Annotated in this window: 23 protein-coding genes; 7 read left to right on the top strand and 16 right to left on the bottom strand. The window is 42.5% G+C overall.

The window, feature by feature from the left end; translation table 11 throughout:
- Positions 1-48: 48 nt before the first annotated feature.
- From HNR63_RS02745 to hemE, 6 genes are all read right to left on the bottom strand, one after another.
- Positions 49-1,056, bottom strand: a complete 1,008-nt coding sequence (locus HNR63_RS02745; protein ID WP_181519712.1) for a LacI family DNA-binding transcriptional regulator — start codon at positions 1,054-1,056, stop codon at positions 49-51.
- Between the two features lie 138 nt (positions 1,057-1,194).
- Positions 1,195-3,504, bottom strand: coding sequence for a YhgE/Pip domain-containing protein (locus HNR63_RS02740; protein ID WP_181519711.1), 2,310 nt, complete (start codon positions 3,502-3,504; stop codon positions 1,195-1,197).
- A gap of 74 nt (positions 3,505-3,578) precedes the next feature.
- Positions 3,579-4,148 carry a TetR/AcrR family transcriptional regulator gene (locus tag HNR63_RS02735; RefSeq protein ID WP_181519710.1) on the bottom strand — a complete coding sequence of 190 codons (570 nt, stop codon included), beginning with the start codon at positions 4,146-4,148 and terminating at the stop codon, positions 3,579-3,581.
- 99 nt (positions 4,149-4,247) lie between these two features.
- Positions 4,248-5,666 carry a protoporphyrinogen oxidase gene (gene hemY / locus HNR63_RS02730; protein ID WP_181519709.1) on the bottom strand — a complete coding sequence of 473 codons (1,419 nt, stop codon included), beginning with the start codon at positions 5,664-5,666 and terminating at the stop codon, positions 4,248-4,250.
- On the bottom strand, positions 5,663-6,610 hold the full coding sequence (hemH, locus tag HNR63_RS02725) for a ferrochelatase (RefSeq protein ID WP_085789282.1): 948 nt from the start codon (positions 6,608-6,610) through the stop codon (positions 5,663-5,665). Before hemH ends, hemY begins: the two co-directional genes overlap by 4 nt.
- Before the next feature lie 7 nt (positions 6,611-6,617).
- Complete coding sequence (gene hemE, locus HNR63_RS02720; protein ID WP_181519708.1) at positions 6,618-7,667, bottom strand: uroporphyrinogen decarboxylase; 1,050 nt, start codon at positions 7,665-7,667, stop codon at positions 6,618-6,620.
- A 180-nt stretch (positions 7,668-7,847) separates the two neighbouring features.
- Here hemE and HNR63_RS02715 point away from each other — a divergent pair, with 180 nt between their 5' ends.
- The gene (locus HNR63_RS02715; protein WP_085789284.1) at positions 7,848-8,354 is read left to right on the top strand and encodes an antibiotic biosynthesis monooxygenase family protein; all 507 of its coding nucleotides are present in this window, start codon (positions 7,848-7,850) and stop codon (positions 8,352-8,354) included.
- Positions 8,355-8,368: 14 nt separating this feature from the next.
- On the opposite strand, the gene HNR63_RS02710 is transcribed toward HNR63_RS02715, so the two are convergent.
- Positions 8,369-8,737, bottom strand: coding sequence for a rhodanese-like domain-containing protein (locus HNR63_RS02710; RefSeq protein WP_085789285.1), 369 nt, complete (start codon positions 8,735-8,737; stop codon positions 8,369-8,371).
- 95 nt (positions 8,738-8,832) lie between these two features.
- On the opposite strand from HNR63_RS02710, the gene HNR63_RS02705 reads away from it, so the two are divergent.
- On the top strand, positions 8,833-10,023 hold the full coding sequence (locus HNR63_RS02705) for a M20 family metallopeptidase (protein ID WP_181519707.1): 1,191 nt from the start codon (positions 8,833-8,835) through the stop codon (positions 10,021-10,023).
- On the opposite strand, the gene HNR63_RS02700 is transcribed toward HNR63_RS02705, so the two are convergent.
- Positions 10,020-11,204 carry an ABC transporter permease gene (locus tag HNR63_RS02700; protein ID WP_181519706.1) on the bottom strand — a complete coding sequence of 395 codons (1,185 nt, stop codon included), beginning with the start codon at positions 11,202-11,204 and terminating at the stop codon, positions 10,020-10,022. The genes HNR63_RS02705 and HNR63_RS02700 overlap by 4 nt on opposite strands.
- Complete coding sequence (locus tag HNR63_RS02695) at positions 11,197-11,940, bottom strand: ABC transporter ATP-binding protein (protein ID WP_181519705.1); 744 nt, start codon at positions 11,938-11,940, stop codon at positions 11,197-11,199. The genes HNR63_RS02700 and HNR63_RS02695 overlap by 8 nt, the downstream gene beginning before the upstream one ends.
- A gap of 406 nt (positions 11,941-12,346) precedes the next feature.
- Between HNR63_RS02695 and HNR63_RS02690 the strand changes: the two genes are divergently transcribed.
- Entirely contained in the window at positions 12,347-12,766 is a 420-nt protein-coding gene (locus HNR63_RS02690) for an HIT family protein (protein ID WP_021095313.1), read from the top strand.
- A gap of 193 nt (positions 12,767-12,959) precedes the next feature.
- On the opposite strand, the gene HNR63_RS02685 is transcribed toward HNR63_RS02690, so the two are convergent.
- Positions 12,960-13,793 (bottom strand): peptidylprolyl isomerase, encoded by an 834-nt coding sequence (locus HNR63_RS02685; protein WP_181519704.1) that lies wholly within the window; start codon positions 13,791-13,793, stop codon positions 12,960-12,962.
- A gap of 165 nt (positions 13,794-13,958) precedes the next feature.
- Here HNR63_RS02685 and HNR63_RS02680 point away from each other — a divergent pair, with 165 nt between their 5' ends.
- A complete protein-coding gene (locus HNR63_RS02680) occupies positions 13,959-14,051 on the top strand; it encodes a YjcZ family sporulation protein (RefSeq protein WP_009362001.1) in 93 nt (30 codons plus the stop codon).
- A gap of 35 nt (positions 14,052-14,086) precedes the next feature.
- Here HNR63_RS02680 and HNR63_RS02675 read toward each other — a convergent pair whose 3' ends face one another.
- Positions 14,087-14,266 carry a hypothetical protein gene (locus HNR63_RS02675; RefSeq protein WP_085789325.1) on the bottom strand — a complete coding sequence of 60 codons (180 nt, stop codon included), beginning with the start codon at positions 14,264-14,266 and terminating at the stop codon, positions 14,087-14,089.
- 138 nt (positions 14,267-14,404) lie between these two features.
- On the opposite strand from HNR63_RS02675, the gene HNR63_RS02670 reads away from it, so the two are divergent.
- Positions 14,405-14,746, top strand: coding sequence for a YhaI family protein (locus HNR63_RS02670; protein WP_181519703.1), 342 nt, complete (start codon positions 14,405-14,407; stop codon positions 14,744-14,746).
- On the opposite strand, the gene HNR63_RS02665 is transcribed toward HNR63_RS02670, so the two are convergent.
- Positions 14,726-15,325, bottom strand: a complete 600-nt coding sequence (locus HNR63_RS02665; RefSeq protein ID WP_181519702.1) for an HTH-type transcriptional regulator Hpr — start codon at positions 15,323-15,325, stop codon at positions 14,726-14,728. The genes HNR63_RS02670 and HNR63_RS02665 overlap by 21 nt on opposite strands.
- Positions 15,326-15,459: 134 nt before the next feature.
- Here HNR63_RS02665 and yhzF point away from each other — a divergent pair, with 134 nt between their 5' ends.
- Positions 15,460-15,642: a membrane protein YhzF gene (gene yhzF, locus HNR63_RS02660; RefSeq protein WP_042534583.1), complete on the top strand. Its 183-nt coding sequence runs from the start codon at positions 15,460-15,462 to the stop codon at positions 15,640-15,642.
- A gap of 46 nt (positions 15,643-15,688) precedes the next feature.
- On the opposite strand, the gene HNR63_RS02655 is transcribed toward yhzF, so the two are convergent.
- The 3 genes from HNR63_RS02655 to HNR63_RS02645 form a co-directional block, all read right to left on the bottom strand.
- Positions 15,689-16,210, bottom strand: coding sequence for a tryptophan transporter (locus HNR63_RS02655; protein WP_021095515.1), 522 nt, complete (start codon positions 16,208-16,210; stop codon positions 15,689-15,691).
- Between the two features lie 98 nt (positions 16,211-16,308).
- Complete coding sequence (gene serC / locus HNR63_RS02650; protein ID WP_021095514.1) at positions 16,309-17,385, bottom strand: 3-phosphoserine/phosphohydroxythreonine transaminase; 1,077 nt, start codon at positions 17,383-17,385, stop codon at positions 16,309-16,311.
- 103 nt (positions 17,386-17,488) lie between these two features.
- Positions 17,489-17,656 (bottom strand): sporulation YhaL family protein, encoded by a 168-nt coding sequence (locus HNR63_RS02645; RefSeq protein ID WP_021095513.1) that lies wholly within the window; start codon positions 17,654-17,656, stop codon positions 17,489-17,491.
- Positions 17,657-17,777: 121 nt separating this feature from the next.
- Here HNR63_RS02645 and HNR63_RS02640 point away from each other — a divergent pair, with 121 nt between their 5' ends.
- A complete protein-coding gene (locus HNR63_RS02640; RefSeq protein ID WP_085789342.1) occupies positions 17,778-17,963 on the top strand; it encodes a YhzD family protein in 186 nt (61 codons plus the stop codon).
- A 19-nt stretch (positions 17,964-17,982) separates the two neighbouring features.
- On the opposite strand, the gene HNR63_RS02635 is transcribed toward HNR63_RS02640, so the two are convergent.
- On the bottom strand, positions 17,983-19,482 hold the full coding sequence (locus HNR63_RS02635) for a coproporphyrinogen III oxidase (protein WP_181519901.1): 1,500 nt from the start codon (positions 19,480-19,482) through the stop codon (positions 17,983-17,985).
- Positions 19,483-19,550 lie beyond the last annotated feature (68 nt).

The following is a 19,550-nucleotide window of genomic DNA, read 5'->3' as shown; positions in this document are numbered from 1 at the left end:
GAAAAAATCCCCCTTATTTTTAAAATAAAATGTATGTCAAACTTCACTTTAGTGAAGCTTGCTACCAACTGTCGATGCGCGAACAATCAGTTGAAGTGGAAATTCGTAAATTTCTTGCACGTCATATTTTTTTGTTTGAATTTTTTCTATCATCACATCAACTGCTTTTTGTGCCATTTGTTTGACTGGTTGATGCACCGTTGTAATTGTCGGATTCGTTAGTTCCGCAATTGCTTGATTATCAAAGCCGACGACCGCTAAATGTTCAGGGATGCGATAGCCGCACGCCAACGCTTCAGATATAATGCCAGCCGCCACTTCATCGCTTCCGGTAAATACGGCAGTCGGACGATTGGAAAGCGCCATTATTTGTCGGAATACACGCTTTCCGTCCGCAATGTGAAACGCATCGCGAAAAGCGTATCGTTCATCAAACGTAAGCTTATATTCCGCTAACGCTTTTTTAAAGCCAATCTCACGCGATTTTGCTACATTGCTTTGATAGCCACCGGAACAATACGCAATTTTCGTATGGCCTTGTTCAAGCAAATGTTTCGTCGCTATGTATCCCCCGTACACTTGATCGAGCCGAACGGTTGGAACGTTTGCACAATCGTCAAACTCGTTGCAAAGAACGATCGGCCCATACTGTAAAAAAGGCTTCAGCTGTTTCCACTCATTTTGGATAGAAGCTAAAATGACTCCGTCTACTTGCTTTGTTTTTAATAAATTCATATAGTTTAATTCTTTTTCCGGCGAATAGCGCGTTTGACAAATAATGAGCTGATAGCCATGTTCCGCTGCTGCTATTTCGGTCGCTTCGACAAGTTCGCTAAAAAACGGATTTGTAATACGCGGAATAAATAATGCTAAAATGCCCGTTTTTTGATTACGCAAACTTCTCGCCGAAGAATTAGGCACATATCCTAGCTTCTCCATCGCTTCAAGCACGAGCTTTCGTTTCTCTTCTGACACGTACGGGTGATTGTTTATGACGCGCGAAATGGTCGTCCGTGAAAGCCCTGTTAGCTTGGCGACATCTTCAATCGTCGCCATCCTCCCATTCCCCCCTTATTTCAATCGAAAAGAAACGAATGAAATCGTTTTCATATTCATATTATACTTACACTCTCTTGTATATGCAAGTTAATTTTTTAAAAAATTTTTTCATTACAAAAAAACTTCTGAAGCGTCTTACGCTTCAGAAGCTTGTTCAACAATCGTTGTAAACTGTCGACGATGTTGAATTGTAAAATACGTCATCGTTCCAGCCATCATGACAACGATAAACATAAGCAGTTTGCCGACGTTTTCCCACATAAATGAGAAATCACCGCTTGAAATGACAGCTTTTAATCCGAAAACAGAATATGTCATTGGCAACCATGCATTAAATAGTTGCAACGAACGTGGAATTAACTCAAGCGGGAACGTTCCAGCGCTTGTCGTTAATTGTAAAATTAATACAACAATCCCGATAAATCGTCCAGGATCCCCAAAAACTGTAACGAGAAATTGAATGACCGATAAAAAGGCAATGCTTGTCACAATGCTAAAGATGATAAATAACGGAACGCTTTTCACTTGTAAATCGAGCCCGAACAACAATACGCTATCAGCAAGGAGCGCTTGTAAAATACCGACGCCGATGAGTACGCCAAATTTTGCAAAAAACCAACTAAATGGCGAGCGCGGTGCTGCAGCTGGCTCGCGAAGTGGAAAGACGATTGAAAGTAAAAGTGCCCCAACAAACAATCCTAATGATAAGAAATATGGCGTAAATCCCGTTCCATAGTTTGGCACTTTATTCATTTTTTCATTTTTTACTTTCACCGGTTCAGCAAACATGTTGTATACAGCTTCATTTGCCTTCACATCGCTTGCTTTCTCCGCACCTTCTTTTAATTTACTTGCTAGTTCTTCTGAACCGTCTGTTAATTGATTCATACCATCTTGCAATTTTCCTGTCCCGGTTGTTAACTCATTCATCCCGCCGGCCAATTGTTGCGAACCGTCAGCCAATCGATGCGCACCATCTTGAAGTTGATCGGCACCGTCCGCAAGAACTTGCAATCCAGAAGCGAGCGTTTTGCCACCATGAGCGAGCTTCGCTGTTCCTTGCTCCGCTTCTTTCATTTTTTCATGTAACGTAGTCATGCCTAAAACAAGCTTTTCTTGACCGCTCGCAAGCGCATTCGCACCATCTGCCAACTGTTGTTGTCCCGCAAGCAGTTGATTCACGCCACCTTCGAGAGCGATATGCCCTTCATGCAACTGCTTTGCTCCATGACTTAACGATGTTGCTCCTGCTTGCAACGCCTTGGCGCCATCGTTTAACTGTGCCACTCCGTTTTCCACTTGCTTGCTTCCTAACGACAATTGCACAACGTTTTGTTTGAGTTGCTCATATACTGCTTTTTGCGTTGGATCTGACGTTTGCGCAATGAGGGCATCAAGTTGAACAGCTAACTTCTCTAACCCTCCTGCCACTTGAGTAGCACCTGTTTGAACTTGCGTAGCTCCTTGTTGCCACTCGGAAAGCGATGTCGCTAATTTTTCTGCTCCCCCGCTTAATTGCTCCGAACCTTGCAACAGCTGCGGCATGCGTTCATCAAGTGCTTTCACTCCTTCAAGCACACGATTGGCCCCAGAAGCAAGCTTTGCCGTCCCTTCTTTTGCTTGTTGCGCTCCAGCAACTAGCTGTCCTTGCCCATCAACCATGCGCTTCATTCCGTCATGAAGCGTTTGAACACCTGTTTCCACTTGCATCGAACCGTCAGCTGCTTGATGCAATCCGTCGGTAAATGCGATCGATTTCTCCGCAAGTGTCGCTAAATGGCGATACAATTCATTTGAACCATCTTGCGCTTGTTTCATGCCATCGTACAGTTTATTCGTTCCTTCGCTTGCATCAACGAGTCCATCATGCAACTTTTCTGCTCCGTCGCTCGCTTTTGTTAGTCCATCTGCCAACGTTTTTACTTTGTCGAACATGTTTTCCGCGTACGTTTCGGTTAATGTTTTTGCGACTTCCGTTTTTATTTTTTCAACCGCCGTTGCGCCAATTTGGGCAGATAAAAAGTTAAATCCTTCATTTGGCTTGTAAATGAGTTGCAGTTTTTTCGGATGATCGTCTTGTAACGTCGTGGCATGTTGTGAAAAATGTTCAGGAATTTCAATGAGCATATAATACCGTTGTTCTTTTAACCCTTTTTCTCCTTCTTGTTCACTTACAAAATGCCAATCAAACTGCTTCTTTTCTCTCAACTTGTCAACAAGATCGTCACCTATATGGAGCTCTTCTCCTTCAAACGTTGTTCCTTTGTCTTTGTTTACAACGGCGACAGGTAAATCATCTAAATGATCGTACGGATCCCAAAACGCCCATAAAAACATGCCGCTATATAAAAGCGGAATAAACAACACAGCGATAATCGGAATGAGCACTTTCCGATTGGACGTGACCGCTTTTATTTCTTTCATCAACAATTGAAATGTATGCATATGCTCAACCCCCTTTTTTAAAATATTGACCAATTTGTTCATTTAGTCATTTCTTACAAAAAAGAGAAGGATCATCACCGAGATAATCCTTTTAACAAATACAAATGAAACAGTTCGGCAATTTTTTGTTGTGATAACGGCTCGTGTTCCTTTTCCCAATCAACGTTTAAAGCGATATACATTTTAAACATTAAAAACGCCGTTAACTCCGCATCGCACGAACGAATTTCTCCTTTTGTCATCGCCTCTTCAATCTTTTCACGAACGTAAGCGATCATTTCACGATCAAGCCGCTTCATGACGTCTCGTACAGCTGGCGTGCCAATATCACGAACTTCTTGTAAAAGTTTTATCGTCAGCTCATGCTCTTTGCGAAACGTAAAAATACGTTGCAAAGCGCGTTGTACGTTTTCGTTAAACGATAAGCGCCGATCAATCGCTGCATCTGCTTCACGCTTAATTTCAGAAATGATGGAAGAGACGATTTCTTCAAGTAGCTCTTCTTTACTTTTGAAAAACGTATAAATCGTTCCTTTCCCAACGTTCGCCATTTTCGCTACTTGATCCATCGTTGTCGCCTTATAACCGAACAGCGAAAACGACTTCGCTGCCGCTTCAATAATTTGTTTTCTTTTTTCTGACATAGGCGTTCATCCTTTGTTTTGACTAAATGAACATTTTGGTCATTTCGTTTTAAATCATAACATACATCACATGCACTTGCAATAGAAAAGGTGCCTTATTTAAGAAGACACCTTTTCCTTCGCGTAACATAAATAGTGCAACACTTTTTTTACCGCTTCTTCCCCTTGATCGATACAATCTGGAAGACCGAGACCTTCATACGAACTTCCTGCTAAAAAGATGCCAGGAAGCTGTTGTTGCATATTTTGTTTGACGCGCTCGATTCGTTCGCGATGGCCGACAATATATTGCGGCATCGATTGTTTCCAACGCGTCACGATCGAAAACATCGGTTTCGTCGTCATATTCATTACTTTATTTAAATCGTCCATCACCACTTGAACAATATCATCGTCTGTTTGGTCGACAATCGCTTCATCTCCAGGGCGCCCGACATAACAACGCAACAACACGTAGCCTTCCGGTGTCGTATGCGGCCATTTTTTATGCGTCCACGTACATGCAGTAATCGTATAGTCGCTATCGCGCGAGACGACAAATCCCGTTCCGTTCATATCTTTTGCTACCGCCTCTTTCGGAAAGGCTAATGCGACCGTTGCGACAGACGTTGATGGCATCGTTTCAAAAGAAGAAAACATCGTTTCATTTGGAAAAAGCGATGACAACGATTGATGCGGAACCGCAACGATGACGCTATCCGCTTCTTTTTTCTCCCCGTTGCTTAACGTTAACACGTATCGGTCATCTACCTTTTCAATCCGCTCGACACGTATCCCTTTATGCACGGTTCCTTTTTCGAGCTTTTGCTCTATGGCATCAACGAGCGATGACAACCCTGTTTTTAACGTTTGGAAAATGCCCTTGTCGCTTTTTTGTTTCGTTTTTTGCTTTGGCATCGATCGTTTCATGCCTAGCACGAGGCTTCCGTGCTTTTGCTCTAAATGGAAATATTGAGGGAATGTCGCCATTAAGCTTAACTGATCGATATCCCCTGCGTAAATGCCCGATAATAAAGGCTCGATTAACCGATCGACAACTTCATTGCCAAGACGTCGACGGAAAAAATGGCCGAGCGATACATCTCCTTCTGTTTTTAACGGCGGCAAAACAAAGTCAGCAGCGGCGCGAAGCTTGCCAAACGGAGAAAAAAGACGCGTCACGACAAACGGTGCAAGCTTTGTCGGGATCCCCATCACCGCTCCGCCCGGAATCGGATGTAGCGTTCGATTCACTAAAATGTACGATTGCCCGGCCGTGTTATGCACAAGCTCTTTTTCAAGCCCGACTTCGTGAATGAGACGGGAAGCGCTCATTTTTCGTGCTAAAAAAGAGTCTGGACCGCGTTCAATAACAAACCCGTCGCGATACACCGTTTGCACTTTTCCTCCAAGTCGATGGCTCGCTTCAATTAATTCACACGAAATCGGTATGTTATTTTCTCGCGCTTCTTTTTGCAAGTAATACGCAGCCGTCAATCCCGTTATTCCACCGCCAATAATGACGACTTTCTTTTTCATAACGACCAGCCTTCTTTACGTAAATGGTTTAAAACAACGGTTGCAAGGGCGTCAATAAACTGTGGATGCGCATTCGGCATCGGTGGACGATAGTAACTTACCCCTAATTCGTCCGTGACTTGCTTGCATTCAATGTCGTTATCGTATAACACTTCTAAATGATCTGCGACAAATCCAGCTGGAACATATACAAACGCCTCGTATTGCTTTTCTTCGTATAATTGCCGTGTTAAATCTTGCACATCAGGACCTAGCCACGGCTCTGGCGTATTCCCTGCACTTTGCCATCCGATCACATAGTCAGAAACGCCTGCTTCTTTCGCAATCAAGTCCGCCGTTTCTTGTAGCTGTTGCGGATACGGATCGCCCATAGCAATAATTTTTTCAGGCAAGCTATGCGCTGACACGATTAACATCGCTTTGTTGCGCTCTCGTTCAGACATCGCCGCATACGTTTCTTTCACTCGATCTGCCCAATATTGAATAAATTTTGGCTCAGTATACCAACTTTCCACACACGTCAATGTCGGTCCGCCTAAACGCGCCGCTTCTTCTTTCGCTCGTCCGTTGTACGATTTGACGCTAAACGTCGAAAAATGTGGGGCTAATACGATCGAAACCGCTTCTTCAATGCCGTCTTCATGCATTTGCCGAACAGCATCTTCAACGAACGGTTCAATATGCTTCAACCCTAAGTATACGCGAAATTCAACGTCATCTTGCACTTCATTCAGCCGTTCAGCAAGCTTTTCCGCCTGTTGTTTCGTAATGGCCGCAAGCGGAGAAATCCCCCCGATCGCTTCATAGCGTTCGCGAAGATCGGCCAACATTTCTTCCGACGGTTTACGACCGTGTCGAATATGCGTATAATATCGCTCTAAATCTTCCTCTTTGTATGGCGTACCATACGCCATGACAAGCAGTCCCATCACTTTTTTTGACATCGTTCATTCATCCTTTTCTTTTTGCTGAATATTCATGGATAAACGCTGTGAGCCGTTTTAACGTCTCTGGCTGAATTTGCGGGAAAATGCCATGCCCTAAATTAAATACGTACCCACCTTCATGCGCCATTCCTTCATCTAAAATTTGTTTCACGCGCGCTTCAATGACTTCCCATGGCGCAAGCAATACGGCTGGATCTAAGTTGCCTTGTAGCGCTTTCGTTAGTCCCATCTCTTTCGCTTCACGAATTGGCAAACGCCAATCTAAACCGACGACGTCAAGCGGCAAGTCATGCCATTCTTTCGCTAAATGGCTTGCACCGACACCGAACATAATGAGCGGCACGTTTTCATCGCGAAGCGCTGTAAAAATACGCTCCATCGTCGGCTTAATAAATTGTCGATAATCCGCAACGTTTACCGCTCCAACCCATGAATCGAAAATTTGAATCGCACTTGCCCCAGCGCGAATTTGTGCTTTGACGTAACGAATCGTCATATCCGCTAGCTTATCCATAAGCGCAAACCATGCTTTCGGTTCTGCATACATAAACGCTTTCGTCTTATTATAGTTTTTCGAAGGACCACCTTCAATCATGTAACTCGCTAATGTAAACGGCGCACCGGCAAAACCGATCAGCGGCACAGTCAGTTGCTCTTTCGTTAATATTCGAATCGTTTCAAGGACGTACGGTACATCATGTTCTGGGTCGATTTCACCGAGACGTTCGACATCGGCAAGAGAGCGAATCGGATTCGCAATGACCGGCCCAATCCCCGCTTTAATATCGACGTCAACCCCGATGGCTGGAAGCGGTGACATAATATCTTTGTAAAGAATCGCCGCATCGACGTTATATTGTTCGACAGGCAAACGTGTCACGTACGCACATAGCTCTGGTTGATGAGTAATTTCAAAAAGGGAATATTTTTCTTTTAAAGCCCGATATTCTGGTTGTGAACGTCCTGCTTGTCTCATATACCAAACTGGAACGTATTCTGTCGCTTCTCCGCGACAAGCGCGTAAAAATGTATCGTTTTTAATCATCATGTCCATCCTTTCACATTATGTAATCACTTATATTATAGTGTAGCGAAATAACTCATTTGTTTCCACTAACACAACTATACCGATTTTTTCACCGTCTGGGTAGTAATAATACGCAACGTTCATGAAATCGCCAAGAAGAAAAGAAAGTGGTAAAATATGAGCAACGAATGAAAGGAGAGGATGTTCGTGTACGTATTTATGACAAATGGTACGATCGACTATTTACAACGATTGCGCAGTCAATATCCGGGTGAGCAAATGTTGCTCGTATGCGATGAGGAAAACGGAATGCTCATTCATGAGACGGAAGGAAAAAGCGTCTTTCATGAGCCGCGTCCGTATGAAGTGCTTGATGCTGTTGGATCATTCGGAGGGACGTTTGTCGTGTGTAATAACATTCCGGTCACCGATGAAGGAAGACCGCTATTTGAACATCGGTTTCAACAGCGGGCGCGCTTAATTGAACAAGAACCAGGATTTGTCGCCATTCGCGTCTTACGTCCGTTAAAAAGCGATACGTACGTCATTATGACGATGTGGGAAAACGAAAGTGCCTTTCGCCGTTGGCAACAATCAAAAGCGTATGAAAAAGCGCATCAAAAACGCGGCACAGAAGAAGGAATAGATCAACAACGATCCATTTTCCCGCGTCCATCCTATGTGACAACATATACGGTTGTAAAAGAAGGCTGACATGTCGTCAGCCTTTAGTCGTTCCAAGCGTTCATGCCGCCGCGCACATTGACAACGCGCTTAAAACCATTTTTCACTAATATTTTTGCCGCTTGATTGCTGCGCATGCCGCTTTGGCAAATAACAATCGTTTCTTTTTCCCGATCAAGTTCGTTCAATTTGGCAGATAGCTCATGAAGGGGAATGTTTTTAAACTGACGAATGTTGCGCGCTCGATATTCTGCTGGTGTGCGCACATCGATGAATTGACGGTTTTTCGTTTCTTTTAGTTTGCTTTTTAACTCATCGGGCGTGATATGTTCGACACCTTTTGTCGGCAACATTTTCGTCGCAACAAAGTAAATGAGTAAAATAATGAAAACAACATTGATCCATGTGCCCATATGTTCTCCTCCTAAATACGTATATGGGTATATTACATTGTTTTCGGACGTTTGTCAACGATGGTATAATGGAAAAAACAGAAAGGACGGTGCATATGAAAACGTTGTTATTTACTAAACTTCACGAATATTACGACGACATGGTAGCGATTCGTCGCCATTTCCATCAACATCCTGAGCTATCGTTTCAAGAGTATAAAACAGCCGCGTATATTGCGAATTACTATAAACAACTCGGCATTCCTGTTCGAACAAATGTCGGAGGAAATGGAGTAGTCGCCACCATTCATGGGCAACAAGGCGGAAAAACGGTGGCACTTCGGGCGGACTTCGATGCTCTCCCTATTCAAGATGAAAAAGATGTCCCTTACAAATCGACCGTTTCGGGCGTTATGCACGCATGTGGACATGATGGGCATACGGCGACGTTACTTGTTCTTGCTAAGGCGCTTTATGAATTGCGCGAGCATTGGAGCGGCACGATCGTGTGCATTCATCAACACGCAGAAGAATACGCACCAGGCGGGGCAAAAGCGATGATTGAAGACGGTTGTTTAGAAGGAGTAGACGCCATTTTCGGCACACATTTATGGGCAACAGAGCCAACAGGTGTCATTCAATATCGTACAGGACCGATCATGGCAGCTGCCGACCGTTTTCAAATCGTCATTCAAGGTTCTGGCGGTCATGGGGCAGAACCTCACAAAACGAAAGATGCGATCGTTACCGCATCACAGCTTGTCCTGCATTTACAGCAAATCGTCAGCCGACGCGTCGATCCGCTTGAACCTGCTGTTGTTTCGATCGGCTCTTTCGTTTCCGACAACGCATTTAACGTGATCGCTGATCGCGCGACATTAGTCGGGACGGTGCGCACATTTTCTGAACAAGTGCGCAATGACATTGAAAGAGAAATTGAACAAATTGTCAAAGGAACTTGCATCGCCAACGGTTGTACGTACGAATACACGTATATGCGCGGCTATCCGCCCGTTGTAAACCATGAAGAAGAAACGAAATTTCTCATCGCTACCGCTCGTGAAATAGAAGATGTGACCGATGTCGTTGAAATTCAGCCACATATGGGCGGGGAAGACTTCGCTTATTATTTACAACATGTAAAAGGAACGTTTTTCTTTACAGGTGCAAAAGCCGAAACAACAACGATCGCCTATCCGCACCATCATCCGAAATTTGATTTTGATGAACGTGCGATGCTTATTGCAGCAAAAACGCTTGGTCTTACAGCGATCAGTTATATGAAAAAAGACGAGAAGCCGTTTTAATCCGCTTCTCGTTTTTTTCCCACATAAAACATCACCGCGACATAACAGACGAAAACAATAAAAAACGTCCATAACATAACAAAAACGCCGTGAGCGATATATGCAACCATCGCAAAAATAAGCGCTTGGCTCATCCCAATAGCAAATAACACGCGCATGAACGACCGATGCGCCTCAGCAGGCGACAACGGATAAAGAAACAAAATCGGATGGCCCCGGTGATACGAACGGATCGAAAGCAGTTGAAGCGCTGTGGCATAAGCACACAAAAGAGCGAACCACTCCACACCGCGAGGCAACGTAAAAATAAAGACGCTACCGATCGCTGTTAGGCGAACGAACAAGCCGAAATAGTCGCCTGCACGGAAAAAGGTGCGTGCATACAAATACGTATACGGTCGCATATGGAAACGATCAAGTAAACGGAAAAAGAACCGAAGCCACGTTCGTTTTTTGACTGTATGTTTGATGTGTGGAACATCGACAAACGCATGTGCGAGCCGATAAAATGCTTGCATTCGCTTTCGTTCATTCGCAAGCAACTGCTCCCATTGGATTGCGTTCTCTTTTCCTTTTCGCTCCACATCAAGCGCAATGATAACCATAAACAATAAAGGGACAAGCATCCATACATATTGTTTCAATAATAAAAAATAAAACAACGTCACATTTACTAAAAAGCGAACGAATGTGTGAAAACGATCGCGCCCGATTCGTGACTCCTCTTGCCATTGAACGAACGTATTCCACCCTGTTAACAATGCAATTGCCATCACGACAACTGAAAGTGGCTGCGTTGAAAACTTCACGTGAAGGGGCAAAAGAACGACGAAGACGATGAGCGAAACATACAAATGAAGAAAAAAACTATATCCTGCCGCGCGCCAAAAATAAGGACGAAGCCGTCTTTCCACCGGAAGAAGAAACAACGCATCCGCTTCTTTGACAAGCGTCCGCACCCCGCCTTGCGTCACCGCAAAAGCGATCAGAAGCGAGCCAACGATCGCGTAAGGAAACGATGTTAGTTCATCGACTGCTCGCTTATAAAATACCGCACCCGCCCCGATACTAATAAATAAGACGAGCAATAAATGGTCGTTAAACATATATCGACCGTATCGTCGCACTTCCGCCATGTGAGCGATCATTCGCTGTTTCCATAACTGTTTTCCATCAATCATCGTTCGTCTCTTCCTTCGTTAATTCGATATATATATCATCTAACGTCGCATGAGGCATATGTAGCTGTTCTTGAAGCGTTGGCAATGATCCTGTTGCTTTTACTTGTCCGTTATGCAAAATGACGAATGAATCACAATATCGCTCTGCCGTCGCTAAAATGTGCGTCGACATAAGAATCCCCGCCCCTTCTTTTTTTCTTTCCTCAATAAGCTGAAGCAACGCTTGAATGGCGAGCGGATCTAACCCAACAAACGGTTCATCAATGATATAAAGCGGCACGTCCACTAAAAAAGCGCATATAATCATCACTTTTTGCTTCATCCCTTTTGAAAAAAACGCAGGGAACGCACTTAATTTTTTCTCAAGCCGAAACGCCTTCAGCAATTTTGGCACGCGCTGTTTATACGCTTCATCCGATACGCCATAAGCCATAGCAGTGAGACGTAAATGTTCTTCTAACGTTAATTCTTCGTATAAAGCAGGCATTTCGGGAATGTATGTAAATTGCGCCCGATATCGTTCCAGGTCGTCTTGAAACGTCATGTCGTTGATCGTAATCGTTCCTTTACGCGGTTGCATTAATCCGATCATATGTTTAATCGTCGTGCTTTTTCCTGCCCCATTTAACCCGATTAACGCAACGACTTCTCCTTTTTGTACAGTAAACGATACGTCATCTAAAATGTTTTGTTTCGTATAGCCCCCGAATAGGTGTTGAACTTGTAATAACGCCATCGTCGCTTTCCTTTCTTCATATCATTATTTTTTATTTTAACAAATGAATAACGAAAAGAAAAACAGGTTATGATAAGTAGCGAAGAGGGACAAACAAGTAGCAAGTCGCAGTGAGCAACAAAGCAAGTTCAAGAACACGATGAAATGAGGTGTCTACGGGCCGCACATTAAGCTAGCCTGTAACAACGAAAGCACTCCCTTAAAAAGGGGATGGTCATCTTGAACAACGTCGTACTCACAAACGCGTAACGGACTCTACTCGTAAATGAGGTGTTCCCAAAAGACACGTAATCATGAAGCTCCCTCTTCAATGGGCAGGATGCGATGCGCATCCTGCTCTTTCCGTTTTCGAAACGACAATCGTGTGGTAAAATAAAGACAAAATGGAAAGAAAGGTGGCGTGATGATGAGCGACTGTATTTTTTGTAAAATTATAAACGGAGACATTCCTGCCGCAAAAGTATTTGAAAATGAGCATGTCATCGCCTTTTTAGACATTAGTCAAGTGACGAAAGGACATACGCTCGTTGTACCGAAAGTACATAAAGAAAATATTTATGAATTAACTTCAGACATCGCCCAACGTGTCTTTGAGGTCGTTCCGACAATCGCCAATGCGATTCGTGAACAGTTTTCCCCAGAAGGCATCAACATTTTAAGCAACAACGGAGAAATTGCGGGACAAACCGTTTTCCATTATCATATGCACATCATTCCGCGATACGGTAAAGGGGATGGATTTGGGGCTGTGTGGAAATCACATCAAAGCGACTACACGTTTGATGAATTACAACACATCGCTGCGCAAATAAAACAAGCTCTATAAAAAAGAAGGTGTCCTTGTGGGCACCTTCTTCCGTTCAAAGATAAGAAAGTATAAAATTTGGAGTTGATGTCTAGCTCCAAGCGCCATCGGCTCGAGTCGCTTCGCCCCACACTGCGGCGGCAACAGCCTCCTCGGTGGGGCTTGTGCGCTCTTCGCCGATAGGCGGGCGCTTTGCGCTTTTCTTATAAACGTTTTATTCGCTTTTTAATGCGTCTTTTAACGATTTGTCTTTAATGTCGACATTCGCTTCTTTCATAAGCTTATCGAGTTTCGATTGCACTTTCGATGCATCGAGTTTACTCTTTTTCACTTCATATTCCATTTCTTCTTTCATTTCATCAAACGACTTTTTCTCTTCTTTATCTGTCACTTTAATGATATGGTAGCCAAATTGCGTTTTCACTGGGTCGCTTACTTCACCGACTTTTAACGCATACGCTGCTTTTTCAAATTCTTCAACCATTTTGCCAGGTCCAAACCAACCTAAATCGCCACCGTTTTGAGCAGAACCTGTATCTTTCGAATATTCTTTTGCTAATTTTGCAAAGTCTTCGCCTTTTTCTAATTTCGCTTTAATTTCTTTTGCTGTTTTTTCATCATCTACTAAAATGTGGCTCGCTTTCACTTTCGGCTTATATTCATTGTAATATTTTTTCAATTCTTCATCTGATACTTTTATATCTTCCATCGCAGCTTTTTGTCGCAACAAATCAAGTTTTACCATGTTGCGAATCGCTTCTTCTCCATTTTGTTGCACCGCTAAATCATATTGAACGCCATACATCTCTTTTAAATTTTCGATTTCCTTATCGATTTCTTTATCCGTTACTTTAAATTTTTTGCTTAACACTTTCTCATGTACAAGATCGCGCAACACATCTTTCCCGAAACGCTCTTTCATTTCGTTATATAGCTCGTCTTTTGTAATGTTACCTGCCTTCGTTTCGACGACAACGTCTGATCCGTTATTACAAGCCGAAAGCGCAAGCACGGCTGCTGCCGACATTGCAACTGTCCATTTTTTCATTTCCTCACAACTCCTATCTATAAATATACACAAAACATACTATACCATATTTTTTCCGAAAGCTAAAATAAAGCAAGGATGCGCCCATACCTTTTTGCTTCTTTTGACATACAATACATTGTCAAAGCGTCGCAACGCCTTCATATACGAAAGGAGGTGTCGTCTATGGGTGCAGGAGTAGGATATGCAAACGGATTTGCGTTAATCGTTGTGTTGTTTATTTTATTAATTATCGTTGGTGCAGCTTGGTTATACTAAACGAATGAAAGCTGACAGGGACACTGTCAGCTTTTTTACGCAAATAATACTTCGATGTAGGAAGAAATAAGTAAGATCGTAATAAGGACGTTAATTGTGCGAAACACTTTCGGTTGTTTTTCTTCTGGAATTTCCTTTTGAATACAAAGTGAATTCGTGAGCTGATTGATGATGAAAAGCACAATTGTCGCAAGGGGTATAAAATAAAGCGCCAAAACATTCCCCTCCTAGTTTTATGTATTTACTCCCCTACTTTACAACGATTTTTTCGAGAAATCAATAATGGACATTTCATTTATGCAACAATTCCTGTAAAATAATACACACAAGTACGCAAAAAGGAGTTTCGAAAGATGAGCATCGAACAACGCATAGAAAAACTCGAATATTATTGTTCGCTCATGTTGGACATGATCGCACCAGAAACAAAGCCATTTTATGCGCTCGTCATCCGTCATGGTTTAACGAAAGAAGAAGTTGAACATACATTGCGACTTTGTGAACAATTAAGTGAACAATATAAACAACAAAAAGAGGAAGGATTCGTCATTTTCACCTCGCTTCTTCACGAATTTGCGAGTGCGCTTCATCCGAACCTTCCACTTGCTGAGACGATCGACGCGTTAAAAAAACAACAATTATTCGTTCCGCTTATGACAGAGTTTCAACGTTTATTACATACGCTCAACGAATGAAGCTACTTCTTCTTTTTGCTCATCTTTCTTTTTTAACTTTCCATTTTCTTCAACAAACTCTTGGTCGATGTTTTGAAAGGAACGTTCAAAAATTTCCATAAAATCGTCTCCATACACATTTCGAATCATACACATGATTTCTAACATTTCTGGAAATTTACCGTACAATTCGTACAGCGGCTGAATTCCTTGAAGAACGGACGTCCGTTTCGGATCGTACGATTCCATTAATTTCAATAAAATGTCTTCCCCTTTTTCCGTCAGCTCAATGTACGTATTTCGCTTATCGTCTTCTTTTTTCGAAAACGACAACAACCCGCGCTCCTCTAACTTTTTCGAAAAGTTAAATGCCGTTGATACGTGCATGACACCAAACTTTGCGATTTCAGAAATCGATGCTCCTTTTAAATGGTATGCGATCCATAAAATATGATGTTCGTTAATGTTTAAGTCAAATGGTTTAATCCATTGTTGCCAATCTTTTTCGATTGATTTCCACAACGCTTTGCTTAGTTGGGCAACCCTTTGACTAAATAACATCGCCTCTTTAACAGAATAATGTCGTTCCGTGCTTTTCATCTCTCCACCCACTTTGTCATATTTCTTTCTTTTTATCTTTTATTATGCCAGTAAAACAATAAATAATAAAGTATTAAATATTAGAATTTTTTAATAAATTAAAATATAGACTTTTCGAACTAGGAGGAGCAAACATGGTCATCGCGACGGCGACGCTTGGGTTTATCTTTTTGTATTTGACGATTGCCACATTTTCTATGTTGAATAAAGCGCGCATGTATCCCCCAAAAAAAGTGTTGAAGCAACGCATGAGTGTATTTGGAAGCCTTGCTCTCTTTTTTATTGCTATGACTTTTTTACTCTTGCGCATGCAGTAAGAACGATATAAGGAAAACCCGACCATAAACGATCGGGTTCTTTTTATTATTGTTGCGGAACGGTATATGTTCGTCTCATCAGCGATTGTACGATCGGATAAATGACGACCATCGCAATCGTATTGACAAACGCTGTTGGAATGACGACAGCAACGAACAATCCGCTAAACGTTGCTCCCCCTGGCAAACCGACAACCGCTAAAGCAACGGCCAAGAACGTCGCACCAGAAATAAACGTACCGATAGCAGTCAGCAATGCCGCTTTCACTGGCGTCACTTTCGTCTTAAACAACATCAACAATCCAAAAAAGAGCGTAGCCGTCACCACTTTGTCAACAACGTTCGGGATAAAGCCTCCCGGGAAGCTTGTCGTAATCCCCGAAATGATCCCCGTCGCAATCGCTAATAAACTAACGGCTGTTTTGTTCGGGAAGAGCATAATGCCTAAAAACATCATCGTAAGCATCATATCCGGCTTCATTCCAAAGAAAAACCCCGGAATGACTGCGTGCAACACCGCACCAATCCCAACAAAAAGCGATAATAATACTAACGTTCTCGTATTCATTTCTCATCTCTCCTCATCTCATTCTTTTCTCTTCTCAGCTTGTAAACAAGTTTAACAATATTATAGCACTTTAAAGTGCCGACGTAAAATAAAAATTTTCAAAAAATATTTTTTCGGAACGTGTCCATAAACTGCACTAACGCTTCGCACGCTTCGATGTCAACCGCATTATAAATCGATGCGCGACATCCGCCGACAGAGCGATGGCCTGCTAATCCAATTAACCCTTTTTCTTTCGCTTCGGCTAAAAACTTCTTCGTAAGCTCCTCGTTTGGCAACGTAAACGTTACATTCATATGCGAACGGCTTTCTTTTTTTGCATGCCCTTTGTAAAATCCTTCACTTTCATCAATACAACGATATAATATCGCCGCTTTCTCCGCATTTTTCTTTTCGATCGCTTGCACGCCACCTTGTTCCTCTACCCATTCAAGCACGAGCGATAACATATAAATCGCAAACGTCGGTGGCGTATTATATAACGAACGGCTTTCGCTATACGTTCGATAGTTTAACATCGTCGGCAAACGGTCGTCCCCTTTCGCCAACAAATCTTTCCGAATAATGACGACCGTTACGCCTGAAGGTCCTAAATTTTTTTGCGCTCCTGCATAAATGAGCGCAAAACGGCTCACATCAATATCACGGCTTAAAATATCGCTTGACATATCGGCAATTAAATCAACGGACACGTTCGGAAATTCACGCCATTGCGTTCCTACAATCGTATTGTTTGACGTAATGTGCAAATACGCAGGACGCTCGGACAGCTCGATATTCGTCGGAATGTATGTATATTGTTCCTCCTTCGACGAAGCTGCTACGTGCGTCGCCCCTACTTTTTTTGCCTCTTTCATCGCTTTATCCGACCATGAGTCCGTCAACACATAGTTGCCGACTTCCCCTTCCTTCAACAAATTCATCGGCACCATAGAAAATTGTAAACTTGCTCCCCCTTGTAAAAAAAGCACATCATGCGTATCAGGAATGTTCATCAACTTGCGCAACAACATTTCTGCGCGCTCATGCACCGCATCATATTCTTTGCTTCGATGGCTCAGTTCCATGACTGACATGCCTGTTTGTTGAAAGTTGAGCAATTCTTTTTGTGCTCGCTCTAACACGGCTAGCGGCAAAGCAGACGGTCCTGCATTAAAATTGTACGCTCGCTTCACACTTTTCTCCCCCTCATGTCATGTAATAATATATATCCTAACACGAAACGCAAAAAAATGAAGAAAAATTTTTGTGAATTTTTAAAAAAGAAAAAAGACCTTGTTATTCCAAGGCCTTTTGTCGTTGCTGACGCGCTTGACGAATGCGCTCCATGTACACTTCTCCTTCTTTCTCTAGCAACTTTTCATCTATTTTTCGCTCTTCTCTCGCCGTGCGAATGGCCATATATCCGCTAATTATAATCCCAGCAAGAAGCAATGTAATAAGCATACATATCCCCCTTTAAGCTTGTCTTACTTTACACATATGCGAACAATCGGAAAAATAGACGTATAAAAGAAGGAAATGATTACGAAGGAGCGAATACATGCAAAGGAAAGGGGTGGAGAAATTGAAAACATATACGTTAACCGTTTTTGAAAAGACAGGAGAAAAACTGCTTGATGAAACATTTACTGCCACCAACGATGACGAAGCAAAACGAATTGGCGAACAAAAATTAAAAGAAAAACAGTTAGAACATAAAACGCATCGTTGCACAACATCAAGCGGTAAACTTATTTTATTTCATCGATAAAGCCCCGATCATCTCGGGGCTAAAATAATTGTTCCATCATTTTTAATTTTTCGTTCGTGTAATGTTCATAATGTTCGTTATACACTTTCGGTTCTTTCGGATTCGCAAAATGCGTAATCGCTTTTGTTTCCGGGTGCACGAATTTGCTCGATGCCCCACATCCTAATCCGATAATCGACTGTTGTTCTTCCATAATCATAATGTTATAAATACTTTCTTGACCAGGCAAAGCATAACCGACGTTTTCTAAATTGCCGAGAATATTTTTTTGGCGATATAAATAATACGGTACATATCCTTTTTCCTTCGTCCATCGTTCCGCGCGCTTCATCATTTCACTAATTTCATCACGATCTGCGACTTTATACTTTTCTTTATTTTTCGTCATTTCCGAAGCGCGCTTAAACGACAGCGTATGCACCGTCAACGATTCCGGCATCAATTTTTCTGTTTGTTCGAGCGTATAATGAAATTGCTCAACGCCTTCCCCTGGCAAACCGATAATTAAATCCATATTAATATTGTTCATGCCTGCTTCGCGCGCAAGATGAAATTTCTCAATCGTCTCCTCAACCGTATGATGACGACCGATCGCTCGCAACGTTTCTTGAATGTATGATTGCGGATTAATGCTAATGCGGTCGATGTTCCATTTTTTCAGCACCGCTAGCTTCTCCGATGTAATCGTATCTGGTCTTCCTGCTTCAACTGTAATTTCACGCACGCGCTCGACATTTGGAAAAACGCGATACATATGCGCATATAGCGCATCCATCTCCTCCGCTGTAATGCTTGTCGGTGTACCTCCACCGTAATAAATCGTCGTAATTGGAATGTTGCGCTCTTTCAGAAACCGTCCAATTTGTTCCATTTCGTAATGCAATCCGAATAAAAACGAATCGACAGACCCTTGTTTTCCTTGAATCGCATAGGCTGGAAACGTACAATACGCACATTTCGTTGGACAAAACGGAATACCGATATAAATGCTCACTTCTTTCGATAAATCGTATAAATCCGGCACAACTGTCAACTGACGATCAACAATATGTTGCATAAGCTCAATTTTCTCGTCCGTCACTAAATAATCTTCGCGCAATGTGCGATGCGCTTCTTCTTTCGTGAAACCGGAACGTAATTTTTGATGAAGTAACTTTACCGGACGAACGCCTGTTAAAATCCCCCACTGTTGCACAACGCCTGTATATTGCTGTAATAGTGATAAATATATATACGAAACGGCATGTTTTACTTGCTTCATGCGTCCTTTTTCTTCTTCTGTTTTCCAAAACCGTTCGTAATGAGCCGCATACGTGTGACTATGTTCATCTTGCAACGTACCAACAACGACAAGCTGTTCTCCTTGTTGCACATGAATCGTCACACGCACATTCGCTTCTTCTGTTCGTGCGAAAGAGAGCGTTTGCTCTTCAAAAAATAGACCGGTAATAACCTCTAAAGAACGTTGAAAACGATCAACCGGCTCAAGTCCGCAAATGTCAATACGCAATGAAATCACCTTTCGCTTCAAAGTATTAAACTCATTTAAGTGTACAGAAGAAGCGAAAAGCTCGTCAAGAAACGGAA

The organism is Anoxybacillus ayderensis (assembly GCF_013761015.1).
GTDB classification, from domain to species: Bacteria; Bacillota; Bacilli; order Bacillales; family Anoxybacillaceae; genus Anoxybacillus; species Anoxybacillus ayderensis.
The sequence above is the reverse complement of the archived record's forward strand: the minus strand, read 5'-3'. Positions and strand labels throughout refer to the sequence as shown.